The organism is Pseudomonas sp. NBRC 111119, assembly GCF_001320125.1.
Classification (GTDB): Bacteria; Pseudomonadota; Gammaproteobacteria; order Pseudomonadales; family Pseudomonadaceae; genus Aquipseudomonas; species Aquipseudomonas parafulva.
Map to the genome: position 1 here is coordinate 13137 of NZ_BCAV01000003.1, position 20447 is coordinate 33583.

Annotated in this window: 19 protein-coding genes; 6 read left to right on the plus strand and 13 right to left on the minus strand. The window is 64.6% G+C overall.

Annotated elements, in window-relative coordinates:
- Positions 1-9: 9 nt before the first annotated feature.
- Both tsaE and APH25_RS00260 read right to left on the minus strand, forming a co-directional pair.
- Complete coding sequence (tsaE, locus tag APH25_RS00255) at positions 10-462, minus strand: tRNA (adenosine(37)-N6)-threonylcarbamoyltransferase complex ATPase subunit type 1 TsaE (RefSeq protein WP_371262487.1); 453 nt, start codon at positions 460-462, stop codon at positions 10-12.
- A gap of 8 nt (positions 463-470) precedes the next feature.
- Positions 471-1331: an NAD(P)H-hydrate dehydratase gene (locus APH25_RS00260; RefSeq protein ID WP_060480691.1), complete on the minus strand. Its 861-nt coding sequence runs from the start codon at positions 1329-1331 to the stop codon at positions 471-473.
- 64 nt (positions 1332-1395) lie between these two features.
- Here APH25_RS00260 and queG point away from each other — a divergent pair, with 64 nt between their 5' ends.
- Positions 1396-2460: a tRNA epoxyqueuosine(34) reductase QueG gene (gene queG, locus APH25_RS00265; protein WP_060480692.1), complete on the plus strand. Its 1065-nt coding sequence runs from the start codon at positions 1396-1398 to the stop codon at positions 2458-2460.
- A gap of 39 nt (positions 2461-2499) precedes the next feature.
- Here the strand turns inward: queG and APH25_RS00270 are convergent, their stop codons facing one another.
- Positions 2500-3111 carry a trimeric intracellular cation channel family protein gene (locus tag APH25_RS00270; protein ID WP_028631842.1) on the minus strand — a complete coding sequence of 204 codons (612 nt, stop codon included), beginning with the start codon at positions 3109-3111 and terminating at the stop codon, positions 2500-2502.
- A gap of 73 nt (positions 3112-3184) precedes the next feature.
- The gene (gene orn / locus APH25_RS00275) at positions 3185-3727 is read right to left on the minus strand and encodes an oligoribonuclease (protein WP_028631843.1); all 543 of its coding nucleotides are present in this window, start codon (positions 3725-3727) and stop codon (positions 3185-3187) included.
- 142 nt (positions 3728-3869) lie between these two features.
- Between orn and rsgA the strand changes: the two genes are divergently transcribed.
- On the plus strand, positions 3870-4889 hold the full coding sequence (gene rsgA, locus APH25_RS00280) for a small ribosomal subunit biogenesis GTPase RsgA (protein ID WP_060480693.1): 1020 nt from the start codon (positions 3870-3872) through the stop codon (positions 4887-4889).
- Between the two features lie 125 nt (positions 4890-5014).
- On the opposite strand, the gene motB is transcribed toward rsgA, so the two are convergent.
- Entirely contained in the window at positions 5015-6037 is a 1023-nt protein-coding gene (gene motB, locus APH25_RS00285; RefSeq protein ID WP_028631845.1) for a flagellar motor protein MotB, read from the minus strand.
- Positions 6038-6040: 3 nt separating this feature from the next.
- Complete coding sequence (gene motA, locus APH25_RS00290; protein WP_028631846.1) at positions 6041-6892, minus strand: flagellar motor stator protein MotA; 852 nt, start codon at positions 6890-6892, stop codon at positions 6041-6043.
- A 130-nt stretch (positions 6893-7022) separates the two neighbouring features.
- Here motA and APH25_RS00295 point away from each other — a divergent pair, with 130 nt between their 5' ends.
- From APH25_RS00295 to asd, 3 genes are read left to right on the plus strand one after another with little or no spacing between them, the layout of a single operon-like run.
- Positions 7023-8558, plus strand: coding sequence for an HDOD domain-containing protein (locus APH25_RS00295; protein WP_060480694.1), 1536 nt, complete (start codon positions 7023-7025; stop codon positions 8556-8558).
- A 44-nt stretch (positions 8559-8602) separates the two neighbouring features.
- Complete coding sequence (locus tag APH25_RS00300) at positions 8603-9412, plus strand: rhodanese-like domain-containing protein (RefSeq protein WP_028631848.1); 810 nt, start codon at positions 8603-8605, stop codon at positions 9410-9412.
- A gap of 9 nt (positions 9413-9421) precedes the next feature.
- Positions 9422-10279, plus strand: coding sequence for an archaetidylserine decarboxylase (gene asd / locus APH25_RS00305; protein WP_060480695.1), 858 nt, complete (start codon positions 9422-9424; stop codon positions 10277-10279).
- 71 nt (positions 10280-10350) lie between these two features.
- On the opposite strand, the gene serB is transcribed toward asd, so the two are convergent.
- Positions 10351-11568 carry a phosphoserine phosphatase SerB gene (gene serB, locus APH25_RS00310; protein ID WP_028631850.1) on the minus strand — a complete coding sequence of 406 codons (1218 nt, stop codon included), beginning with the start codon at positions 11566-11568 and terminating at the stop codon, positions 10351-10353.
- 134 nt (positions 11569-11702) lie between these two features.
- Here serB and APH25_RS00315 point away from each other — a divergent pair, with 134 nt between their 5' ends.
- On the plus strand, positions 11703-13154 hold the full coding sequence (locus APH25_RS00315; protein WP_060480696.1) for an AhpA/YtjB family protein: 1452 nt from the start codon (positions 11703-11705) through the stop codon (positions 13152-13154).
- Between the two features lie 67 nt (positions 13155-13221).
- On the opposite strand, the gene APH25_RS00320 is transcribed toward APH25_RS00315, so the two are convergent.
- The 6 genes from APH25_RS00320 to APH25_RS00345 form a co-directional block, all read right to left on the minus strand.
- Positions 13222-13932, minus strand: a complete 711-nt coding sequence (locus APH25_RS00320) for a membrane integrity-associated transporter subunit PqiC (protein ID WP_028631852.1) — start codon at positions 13930-13932, stop codon at positions 13222-13224.
- A 171-nt stretch (positions 13933-14103) separates the two neighbouring features.
- The gene (gene parC / locus APH25_RS00325; protein ID WP_060480697.1) at positions 14104-16359 is read right to left on the minus strand and encodes a DNA topoisomerase IV subunit A; all 2256 of its coding nucleotides are present in this window, start codon (positions 16357-16359) and stop codon (positions 14104-14106) included.
- Positions 16360-16369: 10 nt separating this feature from the next.
- The gene (locus APH25_RS00330) at positions 16370-16888 is read right to left on the minus strand and encodes a TIGR02281 family clan AA aspartic protease (RefSeq protein ID WP_028631854.1); all 519 of its coding nucleotides are present in this window, start codon (positions 16886-16888) and stop codon (positions 16370-16372) included.
- The gene (locus tag APH25_RS00335; RefSeq protein ID WP_060480698.1) at positions 16885-17871 is read right to left on the minus strand and encodes an esterase-like activity of phytase family protein; all 987 of its coding nucleotides are present in this window, start codon (positions 17869-17871) and stop codon (positions 16885-16887) included. Before APH25_RS00335 ends, APH25_RS00330 begins: the two co-directional genes overlap by 4 nt.
- Positions 17868-19772, minus strand: coding sequence for a DNA topoisomerase IV subunit B (parE, locus tag APH25_RS00340; RefSeq protein ID WP_028631856.1), 1905 nt, complete (start codon positions 19770-19772; stop codon positions 17868-17870). The genes APH25_RS00335 and parE overlap by 4 nt, the downstream gene beginning before the upstream one ends.
- 35 nt (positions 19773-19807) lie before the next feature.
- Complete coding sequence (locus APH25_RS00345) at positions 19808-20416, minus strand: YqiA/YcfP family alpha/beta fold hydrolase (RefSeq protein WP_060480699.1); 609 nt, start codon at positions 20414-20416, stop codon at positions 19808-19810.
- Positions 20417-20447 lie beyond the last annotated feature (31 nt).

Sequence of the window (20447 nt, forward strand, 5' to 3'; positions counted from 1 at the left end):
CTACCCCACTTACTGTTTATAGTGTTCGGCCAGTGCCACGCACCAGGCCTCGCCACGAGCCCCCTGCGGCGACAGGTCAAGCGAGCGTCCGCCAGCTTGGGGGCTTATGGTAATGGTCAGGTCAGGCTTTGGCAAAACGCCCGCACCCTTTTGTGGCCACTCGAACAGGCACAGTGGGTCCCCCTCGAAATAGTCACGAATACCCATGAACTCAAGCTCCTCTGGATCGACCAGCCGATAAAGGTCGAAGTGAAAAGCTCGGACATCACCGATCTCGTAGGGTTCGACAACGGTGAACGTCGGGCTTTTCACTGCACCAGTATGGCCCAGGCCACGGATCAGGCCACGTGACAACGTGGTCTTGCCCGCGCCCAGGTCCCCTTCAAGAAAGATCACACCGCGACCATCGGTGACAGTGGCCAAGTGTGCGCCGAAGGCGACAGTGGCCGCTTCGTCGGCCAGAAACAGGTTTAAGCCAGGCACGCGCTGTGCTCCTCCAACAAATAACGAATGACAGGTATCAGGTCACTGGCCGCCAGCCCCCGGCCTTCACCGCCCAGGCGTTCACCGGCACGGGCGTGCAGCCACACCCCTAGCCCTGCGGCTTCCCAGGCGCTCAGGCCCTGCGCCAGCAGCGCGGCCAGCACGCCACTGAGTACATCGCCCAGGCCAGCGCCGGCCATGGCCGGGTGGCCACGGTCGCAGAGCATCAGCTGCCCATCCGGGTCGGCCACCAAGGTACCGGCGCCCTTCAGCACGCACACGCTGTTGTAGCGCCGCGCCAGCTTGCGCGCAGCCCCCGGCCGGTCGGCCTGCACCGCTTCGGTAGAAATGCCCAGCAGCCGCGCAGCCTCCCCCGGGTGCGGCGTGAGCACGCTGCCGCTGGGCAGCGCCAGGGGCGCACTGGCCAGCAGGTTCAGGGCGTCGGCATCCCATACCTGCGGGCGGTCGGCATTGGCCACCGCCGACAACAGGCTGCGCCCCCACCCCGCCTGCCCCAGGCCAGGGCCCACCACCAGCACCGAGGCGCGCTCCAGCACGCCCATCAGCTGGTTGGCCGACTGCACCCCAAGGCACATGGTTTCAGGCAGGCGGGCGAGGCCTGCGGCAACGTGCTCCGGGCGCGTTGCAAGGCTGACCAGCCCTGCCCCGCAGCGCAGCGCCGCCTCGCCGGCAAGCAGCACAGCGCCCCCGGTGCCCAGGTCGCCGCCTACCACCAGCACATGGCCGAAGTCGCCTTTATGGGCCTGCGCAGGCCGCGGCGGCAGGTGCGCGACGGTCAGGCTGCTGAGCAGCTGCGGCGCAGGGTTTGGGTGTTTGGTCTGTGGCATGGGGTCAAAAGCTCCAATGTCTGGCAGAATTATACGCACCTGAGCCCGTATTGCTTGCCCATCCATGCCCGCCTCCACACCCGACCTCGAACAGTTGGCCCAATCGATCAAGATGTGGGGCCAGGAACTCGGCTTTGCCCACGTAGGCATCGCCGGGGTCGACCTTGGTGAACACGAACACCACCTGCAGCGCTGGCTTGATGCTGGCTACCAAGGCGAGATGGAATACCTGGGTGCCCATGGCAGCAAGCGCGCCCACCCCGAGCAGTTGATCCCCGGCACGGTACGGGTGGTGTCGCTGCGCATGGATTACCTGCCTGGCGACACGCAGATGGCGCAGCGCCTGGCCCAGCCCGAAAAAGCCTACGTGTCCCGCTATGCCCTGGGCCGCGATTACCACAAGCTGGTGCGCAAGCGCGTGCAGTTTCTGGCCGACCGCATTCAGGAAGCCATCGGCCCGTTCGGTTACCGGGCCTTTGTCGACAGCGCCCCGGTGCTGGAAAAAGCCCTGGCCGAACAGGCCGGGCTGGGCTGGATTGGCAAGAATACGCTGCTGCTCAACCGCAAAGCCGGCAGTTACTTTTTTCTTGCCGAGCTGTTCGTCGACCTGCCGCTGCCGGTGGACCCGGCCACTACCAGCGAGCACTGCGGACGCTGCCAGGCCTGCCTGGACATCTGCCCGACCCAGGCTTTCGTCGGGCCGTACGTGCTGGACGCGCGCCGCTGCATCTCCTACCTCACCATCGAGCTGAAGGGCCCGATACCGGTGGAGCTGCGCCCCATGATGGGCAACCGGGTATTCGGCTGCGACGACTGCCAGATCGTGTGCCCCTGGAACCGTTTTGCCAAAGCCACCCGCGAGCAGGACTTCCAACCACGCCATGGGCTGGAGAATGCCGAACTGGCCGAGATGTTTCTGTGGGACGAGAAAACCTTCCTGCGCAAGACCGAGGGCGGCCCCTTGCGCAGGGCGGGGTATGAGCGCTGGCTGCGCAACCTGGCAGTGGGGCTGGGCAATGCGCCGTCAACGATCCCGGTGATCGAGGCGCTGAAGGCACGCCGTGACGATGGCTCGGCGCTGGTGCGTGAGCATGTGGCGTGGGCACTGGCCCAGCACCACATTCAATAGCCCCGTGCCCAAGCCTGCGGCATCAGGCCTGAAAATGGCTTATTGCTGGTCGTTGTAGTGGAACTTGGGCATTTCCCAGTGAAAACGGATGGCCAGCAACCGCACCAGGAACCCGCCGAACAAGGTCAGCAGCATCGCCTGCTCGGCTGGCACGTTGAAATACACGCACCCCAGGTAGAACCACGCGGCTGCGAACGACACACTGGCATACAGCTCGCGGCGGAAGACCAGGGGGATATCGTTGCAGAAGATATCCCGCAAAATCCCGCCGAACACCCCGGTGATGACCCCGCTGATCGACGCCACCAACATGCCCTGCCCCATTTCCAGGGCAGTCATGCAGCCGATCAGCGTGAACGCCACCAACCCCAGGGCATCGAGCACCAGAAACAACGAGCGCAGGCGGCGCATCATCGGTGCGATAAAGATCGTGAACAGTGCCGCGCAACTGGTAAGCACCAGGTATTCAGGGTGCTTGACCCAGGTCAGCGGGTAATGGCCAAGCAGCACATCCCGTACCGAGCCGCCGCCCAGTGCCGTCACGCAGGCAATCAGCACCACACCGAACCAGTCCATGCCACGACGCCCGGCAGACAGCGCGCCCGTCATCGCTTCAGCGGTGATGGCGATCAGGTAAAGCATCAACAACATGAAGCACATTCCTTGAAGCGGCAAGTGGCAAGCGTTAGGCGGCAAACGCCGCCTTCGGTCTGCTGGCTGATGCTCAGAACTTGATGAAGTGCTCGCGATAGTGGCGCAGCTCGGCGATGGACTCGCGAATGTCGTCCAGTGCCAGGTGGGTGCCGCCCTTGACGAAGCTGTCGCGCACCTCTGGTGCCCAGCGTGCGGCGAGCTCCTTCAGCGTGGACACGTCCAGGTTGCGGTAGTGGAAGTAGTTTTCCAGGTTGCGCATGTGACGGTAGAGGAAGCGGCGGTCCTGGCAGATGCTGTTACCGCAGATCGGCGACTTGCCCTTGGGCACCCACTGTTCGAGGAAGGCGATGGTCTGCGCCTCGGCCTCGGCCATGCTGACCGTGCTTTCGCGCACCCGCTGGGTCAGGCCCGAAGCGCCATGGGTACGGGTGTTCCAGTCGTCCATGCGCGCCAGCACCTCATCGCTGTGGTGGATGGCGATCACCGGGCCTTCGGCCAGGGTATTCAGGTCGCTGTCGGTGACGATGGTGGCCATCTCGATGATGACATCGCTGTCCGGATCCAGGCCGGTCATTTCCAGGTCGATCCAGATCAGGTTCTGTGGGTTTTGCATGGGGCGCTCCTCGAATAGGCGCTCATTTTAGCCCAGACGTCCCGGTACCGGTCAAAAAGCCAAGCGCACAGGCCGTGGGGCCGACGTGCTAGACTGCCTGCCGATTTCAACGCCCCGCGTGGGGCTCTCCTACGGAGCGTTCATGGCCAAACGCCAGCTCAACCGCCGTCAGAACTGGCGTATCGAAAAAATCCAGAACGAACGCGCTGCCCGTGCAGCCAAGCGTGAGCAGCACGTGCTGCACGAACTGGAAGGTGGTGACCTGGGGCCGGAACAACTGGGCCTGGTAATTGCGCACTTTGGCGTCCAGGTCGAAGTGGAAGCCCAGGACGGCGACACCGCCGGCCAGGTGTTCCGCTGCCACCTGCGGGCCAACCTGCCAGCACTGGTGACCGGCGACCGGGTAGTCTGGCGGGCGGGCAACCAGGGTATCGGCGTGATCGTGGCGCAGATGCCTCGCATCACCGAGCTGTGCCGGCCCAACAACCACGGCCAGCTGAAGCCGGTGGCGGCCAACGTCGACCTTATCGTCATCGTCTTCGCACCCGCTCCCGAGCCACACCCCAATCTTATCGACCGCTACTTGGTGGCCGCAGAACACGCAGGCCTGCGCCCGTTGTTGCTGCTGAACAAGGCGGACCTGATCGACGAACAGAACGGCCCCGGCCTGCACCAGTTGCTTGAGGTGTACCGCGAACTGGGCTACCCGCTGCTGGAGGTATCCGCGCACCAGGGCGACGGCATGCAGCGCCTGCAGCAGACGCTCGACGGCCACATCAGTGTGTTCGTTGGCCAGTCGGGCGTGGGCAAGTCTTCTCTGGTCAACAGCCTGCTGCCCGATGCCGGCACGCGCGTGGGCGACCTGTCGGAGTGGTCAGGCCAGGGCACCCACACCACCACCACCGCCCGCCTGTACCACTTCCCCAATGGCGGCGACCTGATCGACTCGCCGGGCATCCGTGAGTTCGGCCTGGGTCACGTCAGCCGTACCGACGTGGAAGAAGGTTTCATCGAGTTCCGCGACCTGTTCGGTACTTGCCGCTTCCGCGACTGCAAGCATGACCGCGAACCGGGGTGTGCGCTGCTCAAGGCCCTGGATGACGGGCGTATCAAGCCGCAGCGCATGAACAGCTACCGCTCGATCATCGCCAGCCTGACCTAAGGTAGATGCTCTCGCCGTGGTAGTTGCGCTGGCCGTGAGACCGAGCGCCGCGCGGGCGGCGCTCGATCCCGCAGGCGCTGCACCCGTTACGCCAAACAGCCGTCAGCGCTGATACCGCCAAAGGCCTATTGCTCCTTGGCTTCATCCATCTTCAGCGCGCCATCTTCAAAGATATTCAGCTTCTGGCGCAACTCGCGGGGCTGCATGGGGGCCTGGTCGTTGTCATTGTCGGCCTTGGGCGCAGCGGGTGCCGCAGCGCCGGGCGCCGACGCCGGGGCGGCGGGCGCTTGTTTCGAACCTTGCTCGCCCTCGATATCACGCTGGGCCTTCTTGGTCAGCACGATGATGTCAATGCGGCGGTTCACCGGGTTGAACGGGTTCTTGCGGTCGAACAGCGATGACGACGCATAGCCCACCACCCGCGCCACCTGATCGTCCGGGTACCCGCCGGCCACCAGCGCCCGGCGCGCCGCGTTGGCGCGGTTGGCCGACAGTTCCCAGTTGCCGAACTCGCCAGTGCCCGCATAGGGTTTGGCGTCGGTGTGGCCGCTCACACTGATCTTGTTCGGCACGGTCTTGATGGTGTCTGCCATCGCCAGCAGGATGTCTTCGAAATACGGCTGCAGGCGTGCGCTGCCGATGTCGAACATTGGCCGGTTCTCGGCATCCATGATCTGGATACGCAGGCCGTCCTGGGTGATCTCGAACAGGATCTGGTCCTTGAACTTCTGCAGTTGCGGGTTCTCTTCCACCTTGTTCTGCAGCTCTTGCAGCAGCAGTTCCAGGCGCTCCCGCTCAACCTGCTCGGCCATGGTTTCAACCTGGTCCTTGTTCACCTCGATGGTGTTGTCGGGGGTAGGCTCGGACTTCTCCGTCGGGTTGATGGTTTTTTCCGGGGCCAGTTCAGGCGAGCCGCCCAGGTCGATGACGTAGGGCGTGCCACTTTCCGAAAAACCGATCGGGTCCTTGAAGTAGCCGGCGATGGCGATCTTCTGCTCCGGCGTGGCAGTGGAAAGCAGCCACAGCACCAGGAAGAACGCCATCATGGCCGTCGCGAAGTCGGCAAAGGCGATTTTCCAGGCGCCGCCGTGATGGCCGCCGCCAAAGCGCTTGACGCGCTTGACGATGATGGGCTGGTTGTTTTCCATGGATCAGCGACCGCGTACCGCTTGTTCCAGCTCGGAGAAGCTCGGGCGATGCTTGGGGTACAGCACCTTGCGCCCGAACTCCACGGCCAGCGATGGCGGCATGCCCGACGCCGACGCCACCAGCGAAGCCTTGATCGATTCGTAGAGGTTCAGTTCCTCCTTGGCGTCGTGCTCCAGGCACTTGGCCAACGGGCCGAAGAAGCCGTAGGCCGCCAGAATACCGAAGAACGTCCCCACCAGCGCCGCGCCTACGTGCATGCCGATGGCTGCCTGGTCGCCGTCGCCCAGCGAGGCCATGGTCACCACGATACCCAGCACCGCAGCCACGATACCGAAGCCGGGCATGCCGTCGGCCACGCCGGTCACCGCATGCGACGGGTGCTCCAGCTCTTCCTTCATGCTCAGCAGCTCCATGTCGAACAAGCCCTCGAGCTCATGTGGGGCCATGTTGCCGGTGGACATGATGCGCAGGTAGTCGCAGACGAACGCGGTCATGCGTTCATCGGCCAGCACGGTCGGGTATTTGGCGAAGATCGGGCTGGCAGAGGCATCCTCGATGTCGGCCTCGATGGCCATCATGCCCTCACGGCGGCTCTTGTTCAGAATCTCGTACACCAGACCCAGCACTTCAAGGTAGTAGGCATGGGTGAAGCGCGAGCCGAACATCTTCATCGACTTCTTGATGACGTGCATGGTCATGTAGCCGGGGTTGGCCTGCAAGAATGCACCAAAGGCCGCACCGCCGATGATCAGTACTTCGAACGGCTGGATCAGTGCCGCGATCTTGCCGTGGGAGAGCACGTAGCCGCCGAGCACGCTCGCGAATACGACGATGATGCCGATAATTTTAGCCATAGATTCAAAGCACTTGCTGTCGTGGTCAGGGGATGTGGCGGAAGCGTCAAAACTCTTCTTCTACTTATCGGCAGAACTGCGCCAGACTATAGCCACTCAAAGCGAAAAGCCAGTTCGGACTGATGTCAAAATGCCAATCGAAACCAAGGTACCCGGCCAGGCTCCACGTACGTTAGAGGCCTGGGTAAAGCTGCTGGAAAGCATTCGCATACCTGTGCCCAAGCACAGCTATGACCGGGTAATGGCGGCCATCAACGACAATCGCCGCTCACTGCGCGATATCGCCGAACTGATGCAGGACAGCCCCGCCCTGGTGCTGTCGGTGATGCGTGAAGCCAACCACCCCACCAACGCCAGCCAAGCAGAGCCTGCCGAAAGCCTGGAGGTGGCCCTCAACCGCCTGGGGCTGGAGCGCAGTGCGCAGTTGCTCAAGCGCCTGCCATCAATGCCAGCCGAGAACATCCCGCCGGTGCTCTGCCAGTTCCAGCTGATCAGCCAGCACGCCTCGCAGCAGGCCAGCGGGCTGTTCGCCAGCCGCCTGGCGCGGCTCTGGCAGGAAATCCACTGGGGCAGCCTGCTGTTTCTGTCGCCACTGTGGCCACTGGCGCTGGCCCACCCCAAGCTGCTGGACACCTGGGAGCTGCGGGTCATCCATAAAGGCGAGGTGGCCGCAGAGGTCGAGCATGAACTGTTTGGCGTACGTATCCTGGAGCTGTGCCGGGCCATGGCCGAGCACTGGCGCCTGCCACAGTGGGTCACGCTGGGCTATCGCCTGCTGCTGGAGGAGCGCGAGCAACTGGCACAGGTGCTGAACATCGCCCGCGACGAAGACCTGCTCAGCCAGCAACACAGGCTGGACGCCGAGCCCGGCCTGCGCCGCTGGTTCAACCAGCCGGCCAACACCGTACTGCTGGCCAACAACCTGGCCCTGGCCGCCCAGGTGGGCTGGGACAACCCGCACCTGCTGCGCTGGCAACTGCTGACCGCGCTTTACCTGCAGACGTCGCTGGAAGACGTGCAGCAGCAAATGCACCAGCAGGCCGCTGCCAGTGCCCGCCGCCATGCCAGGCTGGCGCTGTTCCACCCCGCCGAGGCGCTGATCTGGCCCTGGCACCAGCGCCGACCGCACCCAGACATGCTGGCACCGCCGCCCCCTACCAGTGGCGACTTGGCACGTTGGCGCACGCTCTGCCAGGACCTGCTGGCCCAGCCGACCCCGTTCACCAACACCGTCCACCTCGCCACCCAGGCCCGTGAAGCCTTGCTGGCGTGCGGCCTGCAGCGCGTACTGCTGCTCGGGCTCGACCGGGCCAACGACTGCCTGCGCGTGCAGCAGGTGGCCGGCCTGCCCAAAGAGGCCGGGAGCCTGGTGCTGCCCGTTGCGCCGAACAAGCTGTTACAAAAAATGATGGCCCAGGCGGGGCAGTTGCGCATTACCCCCGAGAACCACACCCAGTTCAACGCCCTGCTGCCCGCCCCACTGCGTGCCCTGTTCCGCGGCGAGCACGTGCTGCTGCGCTCTCTGGCGGTGAATGACCAGGTACTCATGCTGATGGTGGCCGACCAGGGCTGCAGGCCCATGGCCGATATCAGCGTGCAGGCCTTCGGCAAGACCGCACAATGCATCGAGCGGGCCCTGACCGTGTTTGCCAACCGCAAGGCCTGAGCCTTGCGCTACAATCGCCCCTCTTTGCACACTGGAGACCGTGGATGAGCGACTTTTCCGGCCTGCCGCTGGTGATCGAGCCCGCAGACCTGCTGCCACGCCTGGCTTCGCCCCAGCTGATCCTGGTCGACCTGAGCAGCGCGAACCGCTATGTCAGTGGGCATGTCCCGGGCGCGCACTTTGTCGACGGCAAACGCACCCAGCTCGGTCAGCCACCGGCCCCTGGCCTGCTGCCAGCGCTGGGCGACCTGGAAAAACTGTTCGGTGAGCTGGGCCACCGTGATGATGCGGTGTACGTGGTGTACGACGATGACGGCGGTGGCTGGGCCGGGCGCTTCATCTGGTTGCTCGACGTGATCGGCCACACGCGCTACCACTACCTCAATGGCGGCATCCAGGCGTGGCCTGCGGACAAACTGTCCACCGAGGCCCCGGCCAAGGGCACTACGCCAGTGGCACTGCACATCGACACTACGCCCACTGCCACCCGCGAGTACCTGCAAAGCCGCCTGGGCGCCGACGACCTGGTCATCTGGGATGCCCGCGGTCCGCAGGAATTCAGTGGCGAGAAAGTGCTGGCGGCCAAGGGCGGGCACATACCCGGTGCGATCAACTTCGAGTGGACCGCCGGCATGGACCTCAACGACCACCTGCGCATCCGCCCTGACATCGCCCAGGTGTTGCAGCAACTGGGCATCACCCCGGACAAGGAAGTGATCACCCACTGCCAGACCCACCGCCGCTCCGGTTTCACCTACCTGGTGGCCAAGGCCCTCGGCTACCCACGTGTCAAAGCCTATGCCGGCTCGTGGAGCGAATGGGGCAACCACCCGGACACGCCTGTAGAAGTCTAAGGAACCTGCATGAAATCCCGTCTGTTCATCATCAGCCAGTACCTGCTGCCGCACCACCTGCTGTCACGGCTGGCCGGCTGCGTCGCCGAGTGCCGTGTGCGCTGGTTCAAGAATGCCTTTACCGCCTGGTTCGCCAAACGCTACCAGGTCGACATGAGCGAAGCGCTGGTCGAAGACCTGAGCGCCTATGAGCACTTCAACGCCTTCTTCACCCGCGCCCTGAAGCCAGGTGCACGGCCGCTGGACGACACGCCCGGCAGCATCCTGTGCCCTGCAGACGGTGCAGTCAGCCAGCTCGGCCCCATCGAGCACGGCCGCATCTTCCAGGCCAAGGGCCACGGCTACAGCGCCCAGGAACTGCTGGGCGGCGACCCGGCCATGGCTGCGCCATTCATGGGCGGCGAGTTTGCCACCATCTACCTGTCACCCAAGGACTACCACCGCGTGCACATGCCGCTGGCAGGTACCCTGCGCGAGATGGTGTACGTGCCCGGCCGGCTGTTCTCGGTAAACCAGACCACGGCAGAGAACGTGCCAGAGCTGTTCGCGCGCAACGAGCGCGTGGTGTGCCTGTTCGACACCGAGCGCGGCCCGATGGCGGTGGTACTGGTGGGGGCGATGATCGTGGCCTCTATCGAGACCGTATGGGCAGGGCTGGTGACGCCACCCAAACGTGAGCTGAAAACCTTCCGCTACGACGACGCCAGCCGGGCGCCCATCCACCTGGAGAAAGGTGCCGAATTGGGCCGCTTCAAGCTGGGTTCGACTGCCATCGTCCTGTTCGGGCCACAGCAGGTGAAGTGGGCGCAATCGCTGGGCGCAGCCTCGGCCGTGCGCATGGGGCAGCAGCTCGGCCTGCCAGCCTGATGCCCTGTTGGGGATAACGCCGCCTGCCTGTGGAGTGCGTTCACCCCCGCAGCAGGCGGCTAACGCTGCGCTTACGCAGACTGCGCGTCGCGGTCGCGCAGGCCCAGCAGGTACAACACCCCATCCAGCCCCAGGGTCGAAATGGCCTGTTTGGCCGACTGGCGCACCAGGGGCTTGGCGCGGAACGCCACGCCCAGGCCTGCCAGTGACAACATCGGCAAATCGTTGGCGCCATCGCCCACGGCGATGGTCTGCTCAAGCTGCAAGCCCTCTTCGCTCGCCAGCTTCTGCAGCAGCTCGGCCTTGCGCTGAGCGTCGACGATCGGCTCCACGGCCACACCGGTCACCTTGCCGTCGACCACTTCCAGCTCGTTGGCAAACACATAGTCGATGCCCAGCCGCGCCTGCACCTGGCGGGCAAAATAGGTGAAGCCGCCCGACAGAATGGCCGTTTTGTAACCCAGCCGCTTGAGTTCGGCAAACAGGGTTTCCGCCCCTTCGGTGAGGCGCAGCGACGCACCGATCTGGTCCAGCACACCCACGTCCAGGCCCTTGAGCAGCGCCATGCGCTCCTTGAAACTGGCGCGAAAATCCAGCTCGCCGCGCATCGCCCGCTCGGTGATCGCCGCCACCTGCTCGCCCACGCCCGCCGCCTTGGCCAGTTCGTCGATCACCTCGGCCTCGATCAACGTCGAGTCCATGTCGAACACCGCCAGGCGGCGATTGCGGCGGAACAGGTCGTCCTTCTGGAAGGCAATGTCGATGCTGAGCGCTTCGGACAAGGCAAAGAACTCGGCCCGCAACGCCTGGGCATCATCAGGCTCACCGCGCACCGAAATCTCGATGGCCGCCTTGCCCTTGCTGGTATCGGCGTCCAGCGCCACACGGGCAGACAACCGCTCGATGCGCTCGATGGTCAAGTTGTGCTGGCTGATCACCGCACTGACCTGCTGCAGTTGGTCCGGGGTGATCTTGCGGCTCAACAGGGTCACCACGTGGCGCGCGTCACCGTGGCCGTCGGCCCACTGCTGGTAATCCGCCTCGGAAATCGGCGTGTAGCGGGCCTGCAGGTTAAGCTCATGGGCCTTGGCCTGCACGCTCTGCAACAGCTTGGTGGCCACTTCGTTGTCGGGGATGTCCACCAGGATGCCGAACGACAAGGTGCCGTGCATCACCGCCAGGCCGATGTCGAGAATGCTCACCCCGCCCTGCAGCAGGACGCCGGTGATGGCAGCAGTGAGACCGGGGCGATCTTCACCGGTGATGTTGATCAGGACGATTTCGCGCACAACCTGGCTCCGACTTCGATGAAAAATGCGCATTCTACCGACTTTCCGTGACCATCGGGCGCCAACGATACTTTGCCGACAAAACCCGGGTCGCTATACTGCCCCCCACTTCATGCCATTAAGAGCCGAGCTCAGTGAACCGGCCCACGCCCGTCAAAGCAGACAACTTCTTCCTGATGATCTATCGCGCCCTGAGTCAACGTCGCGTGCCACTGGCACTGCGCATCGCCTGCACCAACATCTTCCTGGTGGCCCTGGCGCTGGTGATCTATGCCTGCGTGATGGGTTTGCAGTTCAAGCAGGCCATGCACGAGCAGGCCGACGCGCTGGGGCAGAGCCTGACCACGCAGACGGCCACCTCGGCGACCGAACTGCTGGTGGCCAACGACATCCTCAGCCTCAATGTGCTGCTGGGCAACCTGGTGAAGAACCCGCTGGTGGCCCATGCGGCTATCTATAGCGTCGACAACCGCATCCTCGCCGAAGCCGGGCAGCGCCCGCGCAACAGCCTGATCGGGGAAACCGAGGGGGTCTACCAGACCAAGATCACCTTCCAGGACGTCACCGCCGGGCAACTGCGCATCAGCCTGGACATGAGCCAGTTCCAGCAACCCATGCTGATCAGCCTGCAGAGCATGGGCATCCTGGCCGCCATTCTGCTGGTACTGGCACTTACCCTCAGCCTGCGCCAGGGCCGCTACATCACCCTGCCACTGTTGCAACTGCGGGTGTGGCTGCGTGACCCACAGCACTACACCCCGGCCACCGACCGCCAGGACGAGATCGGCGATATCGCCCGCCAGCTGCACGCACGCCTGGCCCCACCACCGCCTCCAGAGCCGGAACCGGAGCTGGAAGACGAGGACGAGCTGGGGCCTGACCTGCACAGCGCACCTGCCGCCAAGCCTGCACCACGGGCAAGGCCGGCTGCAGTGGACGAAGACGATGACGAAGCCTTTGCCGGCCTGCTGGATGACGACGCGCCCAAACCGCTGCCCATCGAGTCGGATGAACCCCAGTTCAGCGCCATACTGGCCGTGCAGCTGGGCTCGCAGGAGCAGCTGCGGCGCCTGCCACGCACCCGCCTGGCCGAGCTGACCGAACGCTACCAGGACTGCCTGGAGCAAGCCGCCTCGCTGTATGACGGTGAAACCCACACCCTCAATGACGGCAGCACGCTGGTGCTGTTCCACAGCCGCGAGTGCGGTGAGGACTACCTGACCAATGCCATCTGCTGCGGCGAGCTGCTGCGCGCCCTGGGCCATGCGCTGCAAATCGAGGTGGCCGACAGCGGCATTACCCTGCAATTGCAGCTCGGCCTGACCCTGGGTAACGACCTGCACGGGCTGGAGCTGGTGGACGTGCTGATGGCAGAAAAGGTACAGGACGCACTGGCCCTGTCGCAGCACAGCCGCAACCTGCTGCTGGTGGAACGCAAGATCAGCGACGACGCGCTGATCCGCCAACGTGCCCGCATCCGCCCCATCGCCAGCCCAGAAGGCGCATGCTGCGTAGAGCGCCTGATGGAGCCCTACCCCTCCATGCTCGAGCGGCAACTGGCGCGCATGCACGAGGGCCGGGTCTGACACCCACCCCAGCAGCCGCACGCAAAAAAGCCCGCATCAGCGGGCTTTTTCTTACTTAACGCCAAGATCAGAACCGATAGACTTCCATATCGGTACGAATCGGGGACGCCATGGGGATCTTCGATTTCTCAGGCTGCTTCTTCACCTGTGCAGGTGCAGCAGGTTTTTTCGGCGCAACCTCGGCAATCGCCGGCTGGTTGGCCAGAGGCTTCACGGCCGTGCTCAGTTGCTCAGCAAGCTTTTGCAACAGCTGGCCCTGGGCCTGCACCTGGGATGCTTCGCTGCCCTCGTGCTGTTGCTCAAGGTGAACGATGCGGTTGTCACGTACCTGGCCACGGCGGTCGAGTACGCGCCACTGGGCATCCAGAATGGCCGGTTGGTTCTTGCCTGAGTCCAGCCGCGTGATCGACAGCAGCACCTGCACATCCGGGCTGAAACCCGCTGTGGCCGGCGCCAGCACCACACGCTGGCTGTCCAGGCGCCAGGCCAGCTGGCGGACAAGCAGTTGGTCGATGTCCGAAGAAAGGCTACCGGCCCAACGGCCATCGGTGGCGGCGCTCAGGCTGCCGTCAGCCTGGCGTTGCAGAAAGGTTTCGCGTTGCAGGTAGTCGGCCACCGAGACAGGGCCCAGCACCACGGCCATGCCAGCACTCTGCGACGGCTGGCCAGGCTCACCGCTGTCGAGCTGGTACAGGGCCACAGGCTGATGCATGGTGCACCCACCCAAGCCCAGCAAGCCAGTCATCAACAGCGCAAAGGGAATGCGCAGAAATTTCATCATCCCATCCAGGCGGATGCCTTCAGGCATACCGCAGTGATACACAATTATTCAAACGGGCGCACGGCCAGGCCGGCGCCGCAAGGGGCATATCATCCGCGAAATGGCGGCCCGACTCCAGCATTTCTGCCCGCACAGGCGGTGAAATCGCCAATGCAGGCCTTGCGGGCGTCAGGCCGGGAGCTCGACCTGCAACCCGTCGACCCGCTGGAAGCCACGTGGCAACTTGCTGCCGCGTCGGCCCCGCTCGCCCTTGTAGTGCTCCAGGTCATCTGCCTTGAGCGACAGCGTGCGTTTGCCGGCCCGCAGCACCAGCGTGGCGCCCTCGGCGATCACGGCAATATCGGTGACGAACTCTTCACGGCTGGCCACCCGATCACCCGGCACACCGATGATCTTGTTGCCCTTGCCCTTGCCCAACTGCGGCAGGTCGCTGACCTTGAACACCAGCAACCGCCCTTCGGTGGTCACCGCCGCCAGCCAGTCCTGCTCACGGCTGGCCACCGGGCGCGGGGTCATCACCTTGGCACCGTTAGGCAGGTTCAACAGGCCCTTGCCTGCCTTGTTCTTGGCCTGCAGGTCTTCACCCTTGACCACGAAGCCATAGCCCGCGTCGGATGCCACCACGTACAGCGCATCGTCTTCGGGCATCAATACGCAGTCGAAGGTGGCACCCGGTGGCGGGGTCAGGCGCCCCGTCAGCGGCTCGCCCTGCCCCCGGGCAGACGGCAGGCTGTGGGCCGCCAGCGAATAACTGCGTCCTGTGGAGTCGATCAGCACGGCAAACTGGTTGGAACGCCCGGCAGCGGCAGCCTTGAAGCCATCGCCGGCTTTGTACGACAGGCCCGTGGCATCGATGTCGTGCCCTTTGGCACACCGCACCCAGCCTTTTTCGGACAGCACCACGGTAACGGGCTCGGTCGGCATCAGCTCGTTTTCCGACAGGGCCTTGGCTTCGGCACGCTCGACGATCGGCGAACGGCGGTCGTCCCCATAGGTTTCGCCATCCTTGATCAGCTCACTGCGCACCAGCTTGCGCAGCTTCGCCTCGGAACCCAGCAGGGCCTGGAGCTTGGCCTGCTCCTTGAGCAATTCGTCCTGTTCGCCGCGGATCTTCATTTCTTCCAGACGGGCCAACTGGCGCAGGCGGGTCTCGAGAATGTAGTCGGCCTGGATTTCAGTCAGGTCGAAGCGGGCAATCAGGGCCTGCTTGGGCTGGTCTTCGGTGCGGATGATGTGGATCACTTCATCCAGGTTGAGGAAGGCGGTGAGCAAGCCATCCAGCAGGTGCAGGCGCTTTTCCACCTTGTCCAGGCGGTGCTGCAGGCGGCGGCGCACCGTGTTGGTACGGAACTCCAGCCACTCAAGCAGCAGGGCACGCAGGTTTTTCAGCTGTGGCCTGCCGTCCAGGCCGATGATGTTGACGTTGACCCGGTAGCTGCTCTCCAGGTCGGTGGTGGCGAACAGGTGCTGCATCAGCTCAGCCGCATCCACCCGGTTGGAACGCGGGATGATGACGATGCGGCAGGGGTTCTCGTGGTCGGACTCGTCCCGCAGGTCGGCCACCATTGGCAGCTTCTTGGCCTGCATCTGCGCGGCAATCTGCTCCAGCACCTTGGCACCGGAGACCTGGTGCGGCAGCGCGGTAACCACGATATCGCCATCTTCGACGCGGTACACGGCGCGCATGCGAATGGAGCCGCGCCCGCTTTCGTACATCTTCAGGATCTCGGCCCGCGGCGTGATGATTTCCGCCTCGGTCGGGTAGTCCGGCCCCTGGATATGCTCGCACAGTTGCTCGATGGTGGCCTTGGGCTCGTCCAGCAAACGGACGCAGGCACTGGCCACTTCGCGCAGGTTGTGCGGCGGCACGTCGGTGGCCATGCCCACGGCGATACCGGTGGTGCCGTTGAGCAGAATGTTGGGCAGGCGCGCCGGCAGCACGGCCGGTTCCTGCAGGGTGCCATCGAAGTTGGGTACCCAGTCCACGGTGCCCTGGCCCACTTCGCTGAGCAGCACTTCGGCGTAGCGCGACAGGCGCGCCTCGGTGTAGCGCATGGCCGCGAACGACTTGGGATCGTCCGGCGCACCCCAGTTACCCTGGCCGTCGACCAAGGTGTAGCGGTAGCTGAACGGCTGCGCCATCAGCACCATGGCTTCGTAGCAGGCCCAATCACCGTGGGGGTGGAACTTGCCGAGTACGTCACCCACCGTACGCGCCGACTTCTTGTGCTTGGCGTCGGCGTCCAGCCCCAACTCGCTCATGGCGTACACGATGCGCCGCTGCACGGGCTTGAGGCCGTCACCGATGTGCGGCAGGGCGCGGTCCATGATCACGTACATGGAGTAGTTGAGGTAGGCCTGTTCGGTGAAGTCAGCCAGTGAGCGGCGTTCTACGCCATCCAGGCTGTCTTGTAAGTCGCTCATGCGAGCCTCGTCATTTCAGGTTCTGGCGCAACAGCATGGTGCCGCCGCGCTGGGTAAATTCAAGTTGTTTCAGGGCGCTCATGCCCAGCAGCACGGTGTCGTCGTCCAGGCCGGGGATCACCACCGCGCGCACGTTCTGCAGGTGGATATCACCCAGTTGCAGATCTGCAAGGCGCGTGCTGTAACCGGCAGCCCGGCCATTGGCGGTGCTCAGCACCACGGGGCTGCCGCGGGTGAGCCCCAGCTTGCCAGCCAGGGTTTCGGGCACGGCCACGTCCGTGGCGCCGGTGTCGAGCATGAAGTGCACCACCTGGCCATTGATGGCGCCATCGGCCACGAAGTGGCCCTGGCCATTGCCCAGCAGGCGCACCTCGATAAAGCCTTGCCCGTGGGACGACTGGACCTGGGCGTTGGGGTTGCGCTGGCGGTCTTCCCAGTCACCAAAGTAGCGGGTGGCCAAAAACAACGCGGCCGCCCAGGCCAGGATCATCAGTACCCTGCCCGCACGCCTGCCGGGGGCCTGGCTCATGGCTTGGCGCTCCAGCCGCCTTGCGGCGCGGCGAAGCGCCAGACGATGGGGCGTGCCTCGCCGTCGGCCCGGGCAGCCTCGTTGTTGTCCAGGCCGACCCAGGCGCCTTTGGCATCGATCACCAGCGCTTCGGCCACGCCGAACGGCTGGTCGTAACGGCGGTGCTCAACCAGTGCATCGGCAGCGAACGACCAGCAACGCTCCACCTGGCCGGTGTCTACGTCGCGCCGGCAAATACGGTAGGCATTGCGCTCCAGGGTGAACAGCTTGCCCTCAAACCAGGCCAGGTCGGCAAAGTCCCGCGAACGCGGCCGGGCGTTGGGCATCTGCGCGGGCTGCATTTCGGTACCGGCTTCGCTCAGCAGCACACAGCCACGGCCACAGGACCACACCGACTGCTGCCGTTCGATGGCCACCAGGCCACGGCGCTCACGCTCTGCCGCCAGCCACAGGCGGTCCCCTGCCGGGTTGATCGCCAGGCCTTCGAACAACGCATTGAAGTTCAGCAACATGCCGCTGGCACGGGCCTGGCGCACCATGGCCGAGTCAATCTTCAGCCAGCCCGGCTGACCCGCCTCGGGCAGTTGCAGCACCGCTGCATGGGCCTCACTGACCAGGTAGAGGTTGCCCGCCTTGTCACAGGTGAGGCCCTCGAAATCCAGCTCGCCACCGCGCACCAGGCCCGCAAGCCAGGTGCGGGTCTTGAGCCCCCATGGCAAGCCGCTTTCCGGTACCGCTGGCGGATCGAACAGCAGAGGTTCGGCACGCCACACGCGGGCTTGCTGGTCGAGGCGATAGATGCGGTCGTCATCACGGTCCGACACCCCCCATAGGCTGCCCCGGCACTGGGCCAGGCCAGACAGGTTGCCGGCACGCATGCCGTCGATGGGGTGCTCGGCGACCAACTGCAACTCGGGCCATTCGCCTGCCACGCTCGGCAGGGCCGCCAGCGCCAGCAAGGCCGCCAGAAGCAGACGGATCAAACCATGACCTCGGCCAGGTTGCCTTTGGTTTCCAGCCAGGCCTTGCGGTCACCCGCACGCTTCTTGGCCAGCAGTTTGTCCATCAGCTCGCAGGTGGTCTGTACGTCGTCCAGGGTCAGTTGCACCAGGCGCCGGGTGTTCGGGTCCATGGTGGTTTCGCGCAGCTGGGGCGGGTTCATTTCGCCCAGGCCCTTGAAGCGCGTAACCTGGGGCTTGCCGCGCTTCTTCTCGGCCACCAGGCGGTCGAGGATGCCGTCGCGCTCGGCTTCATCCAGGGCGTAGTAGATTTCCTTGCCCAGGTCGATGCGGTACAGCGGTGGCATGGCCACATAGACGTGCCCGGCCTCGACCAGGGCGCGGAAGTGCTGGACGAACAAGGCACACAACAGGGTGGCGATGTGCAGGCCGTCGGAGTCGGCGTCGGCCAGGATGCATACCTTGCCATAACGCAGCTGTGCCAGGTCGGTGGCCCCCGGGTCGACGCCAATGGCCACGGCAATGTTGTGCACTTCCTGGCTGGCCAGCACTTCACCGCCATCCACTTCCCAGGTGTTGAGGATCTTGCCACGCAGGGGCAGGATGGCCTGGAACTCCTTGTCCCGCGCCTGCTTGGCCGAGCCGCCGGCCGAGTCACCCTCGACCAGGAACAGTTCGGCGCGCATCGGGTCCTGGCCTGCGCAGTCCGCCAGCTTGCCAGGCAGTGCCGGCCCCTGGGTGATGCGCTTGCGCTCGACCTTCTTGCTCGCCTTCAGACGCCGCCCAGCATTGCTGATGGCCAGCTCGGCCAACTGCATGCCCAGCTCGGGGTGGGCGTTGAGCCACAGGCTGAAGGCATCCTTGACCACGCCGGAAACGAACGCCGCCGCCTCGCGGGACGACAGCCGCTCCTTGGTCTGCCCGGAGAACTGCGGGTCCTGCATCTTCATCGACAGCACGAAGGTGATGCGCTCCCACACGTCCTCCGGCGCCAGCTTCACGCCACGGGGCAGCAGGTTACGGAACTCGCAGAACTCGCGCATGGCGTCGAGCAGGCCCTGGCGCAGGCCATTGACATGGGTACCGCCCTGGGCAGTGGGGATCAGGTTGACGTAGCTTTCCTGAATGCTGTCTCCGCCTTCCGGCAGCCATAGCAGGGCCCAGTCCACCGCTTCCTTGTTACCGGCCAGGCTGCCGCAGAACGGCTCGTCGGGCAGGCGCTGGAACTCGCTGACCGCGTCCACCAGGTAGGAGCGCAGGCCATCTTCGTAGTGCCACTCCACCTTCTCGCCGCTGGTCTTGTCTTCGAACGTGACCAGCAGGCCCGGGCACAGCACGGCCTTGGCCTTGAGCACATGCTTGAGGCGGCTGACAGAGAACTTGGGCGAATCGAAGTACTTGGGGTCCGGGCTGAAATACACGCTGGTGCCGGTGTTGCGCTTGCCCACCGAACCGACCACCTCCAGCTCGCTGGCCTTGAAGCCATCGGCGAAAGTCATCTGGTATTCGTTGCCATCACGTTTCACGCGCACACGAACCTGGGTGGACAAGGCGTTCACCACCGAGATGCCCACGCCGTGCAGGCCGCCGGAGAACTGGTAGTTCTTGTTGCTGAACTTGCCGCCGGCGTGCAGCTTGGTCAGGATCAGCTCAACGCCGGAAACCCCTTCCTCGGGGTGGATGTCCACCGGCATGCCACGGCCATCGTCGCTGACCTCAAGCGAGTGGTCGGCATGCAGGGTCACCTGCACCGAACGGGCGTGGCCGGCCAGGGCTTCGTCGACGCTGTTGTCGATGACTTCCTGGGCCAGGTGGTTGGGGCGGCTGGTATCGGTATACATGCCCGGCCGCTTGCGGACCGGGTCAAGGCCCGAGAGGACTTCGATGGCGTCTGCGTTATAGGCGCTAGCGCTGGGATTGGCCATGGGGTCTCGTCGTCAGTCTGGTGAATGCGAAAAAATCAAAATACAGAAAAATCGAGGGCCGCATACTGCGCGCGCTCAATGCCGGCAAACGCCAACAAGGCCGGCAGCCGTTCGGCGAAGCCCTGGAAACTGTGGTCGCCACCTGCCTGGATGCGCAGGGCACAGGCGCGGTAGTAGCGCTCGGCATGCCGGTAGTCCAGGGTTTCGTCGCCGGTTTGCAGCCAGACCTGGTAACGGCTGGCGTCAGCCGGCGGTGGTACCTCCAGCGCCGCCAGGGCCTGGACATGGTCGTGGGTGAGTTCCCAGGCCTCGCCGGTATGGTGGTTGTGCTGGGTGCCCAGGTAGCCGTCGAAAAGCTTGTGCGGGTTCACGGCCGGGTTGATCAGCAACGCCTTAAGGCCATGGCGCTCGGCCAGGTGGGTGGCATAGTAGCCGCCCAGCGAACTGCCGACCAGCAACGGCGCGCCCAGCTCGGCGATGGCAGCTTCGAGCTGGGTGATGGCATTGCGTGGGTGATGGTGCAAGGCAGGCAGGCGCAACTGCTCGGCAAGGCCAATCTGCTGCATGACAGCCTCCAGCTGGCGCGCCTTGGTGGACAGCGGCGAGCTGTTGAAGCCATGGATATAGAGGATGGAACCCGACATGCTGCCCCCGGAATCTGTGACTTCGCGCCTG

Bases quoted from the DNA above. Each gene is read 5' to 3' on its own strand.
- APH25_RS00260 (WP_060480691.1), bottom strand. From the start codon at position 1,331: ATGCCACAGACCAAACACCCAAACCCTGCGCCGCAGCTGCTCAGCAGC.
- queG (WP_060480692.1), top strand. From the start codon at position 1,396: ATGCCCGCCTCCACACCCGACCTCGAACAGTTGGCCCAATCGATCAAG.
- APH25_RS00270 (WP_028631842.1), bottom strand. From the start codon at position 3,111: ATGTTGTTGATGCTTTACCTGATCGCCATCACCGCTGAAGCGATGACG.
- orn (WP_028631843.1), bottom strand. From the start codon at position 3,727: ATGCAAAACCCACAGAACCTGATCTGGATCGACCTGGAAATGACCGGC.
- rsgA (WP_060480693.1), top strand. From the start codon at position 3,870: ATGGCCAAACGCCAGCTCAACCGCCGTCAGAACTGGCGTATCGAAAAA.
- motB (WP_028631845.1), bottom strand. From the start codon at position 6,037: ATGGAAAACAACCAGCCCATCATCGTCAAGCGCGTCAAGCGCTTTGGC.
- motA (WP_028631846.1), bottom strand. From the start codon at position 6,892: ATGGCTAAAATTATCGGCATCATCGTCGTATTCGCGAGCGTGCTCGGC.
- APH25_RS00295 (WP_060480694.1), top strand. From the start codon at position 7,023: ATGCCAATCGAAACCAAGGTACCCGGCCAGGCTCCACGTACGTTAGAG.
- APH25_RS00300 (WP_028631848.1), top strand. From the start codon at position 8,603: ATGAGCGACTTTTCCGGCCTGCCGCTGGTGATCGAGCCCGCAGACCTG.
- asd (WP_060480695.1), top strand. From the start codon at position 9,422: ATGAAATCCCGTCTGTTCATCATCAGCCAGTACCTGCTGCCGCACCAC.
- APH25_RS00320 (WP_028631852.1), bottom strand. From the start codon at position 13,932: ATGAAATTTCTGCGCATTCCCTTTGCGCTGTTGATGACTGGCTTGCTG.
- parC (WP_060480697.1), bottom strand. From the start codon at position 16,359: ATGAGCGACTTACAAGACAGCCTGGATGGCGTAGAACGCCGCTCACTG.
- APH25_RS00330 (WP_028631854.1), bottom strand. From the start codon at position 16,888: ATGAGCCAGGCCCCCGGCAGGCGTGCGGGCAGGGTACTGATGATCCTG.
- parE (WP_028631856.1), bottom strand. From the start codon at position 19,772: ATGGCCAATCCCAGCGCTAGCGCCTATAACGCAGACGCCATCGAAGTC.
- APH25_RS00345 (WP_060480699.1), bottom strand. From the start codon at position 20,416: ATGTCGGGTTCCATCCTCTATATCCATGGCTTCAACAGCTCGCCGCTG.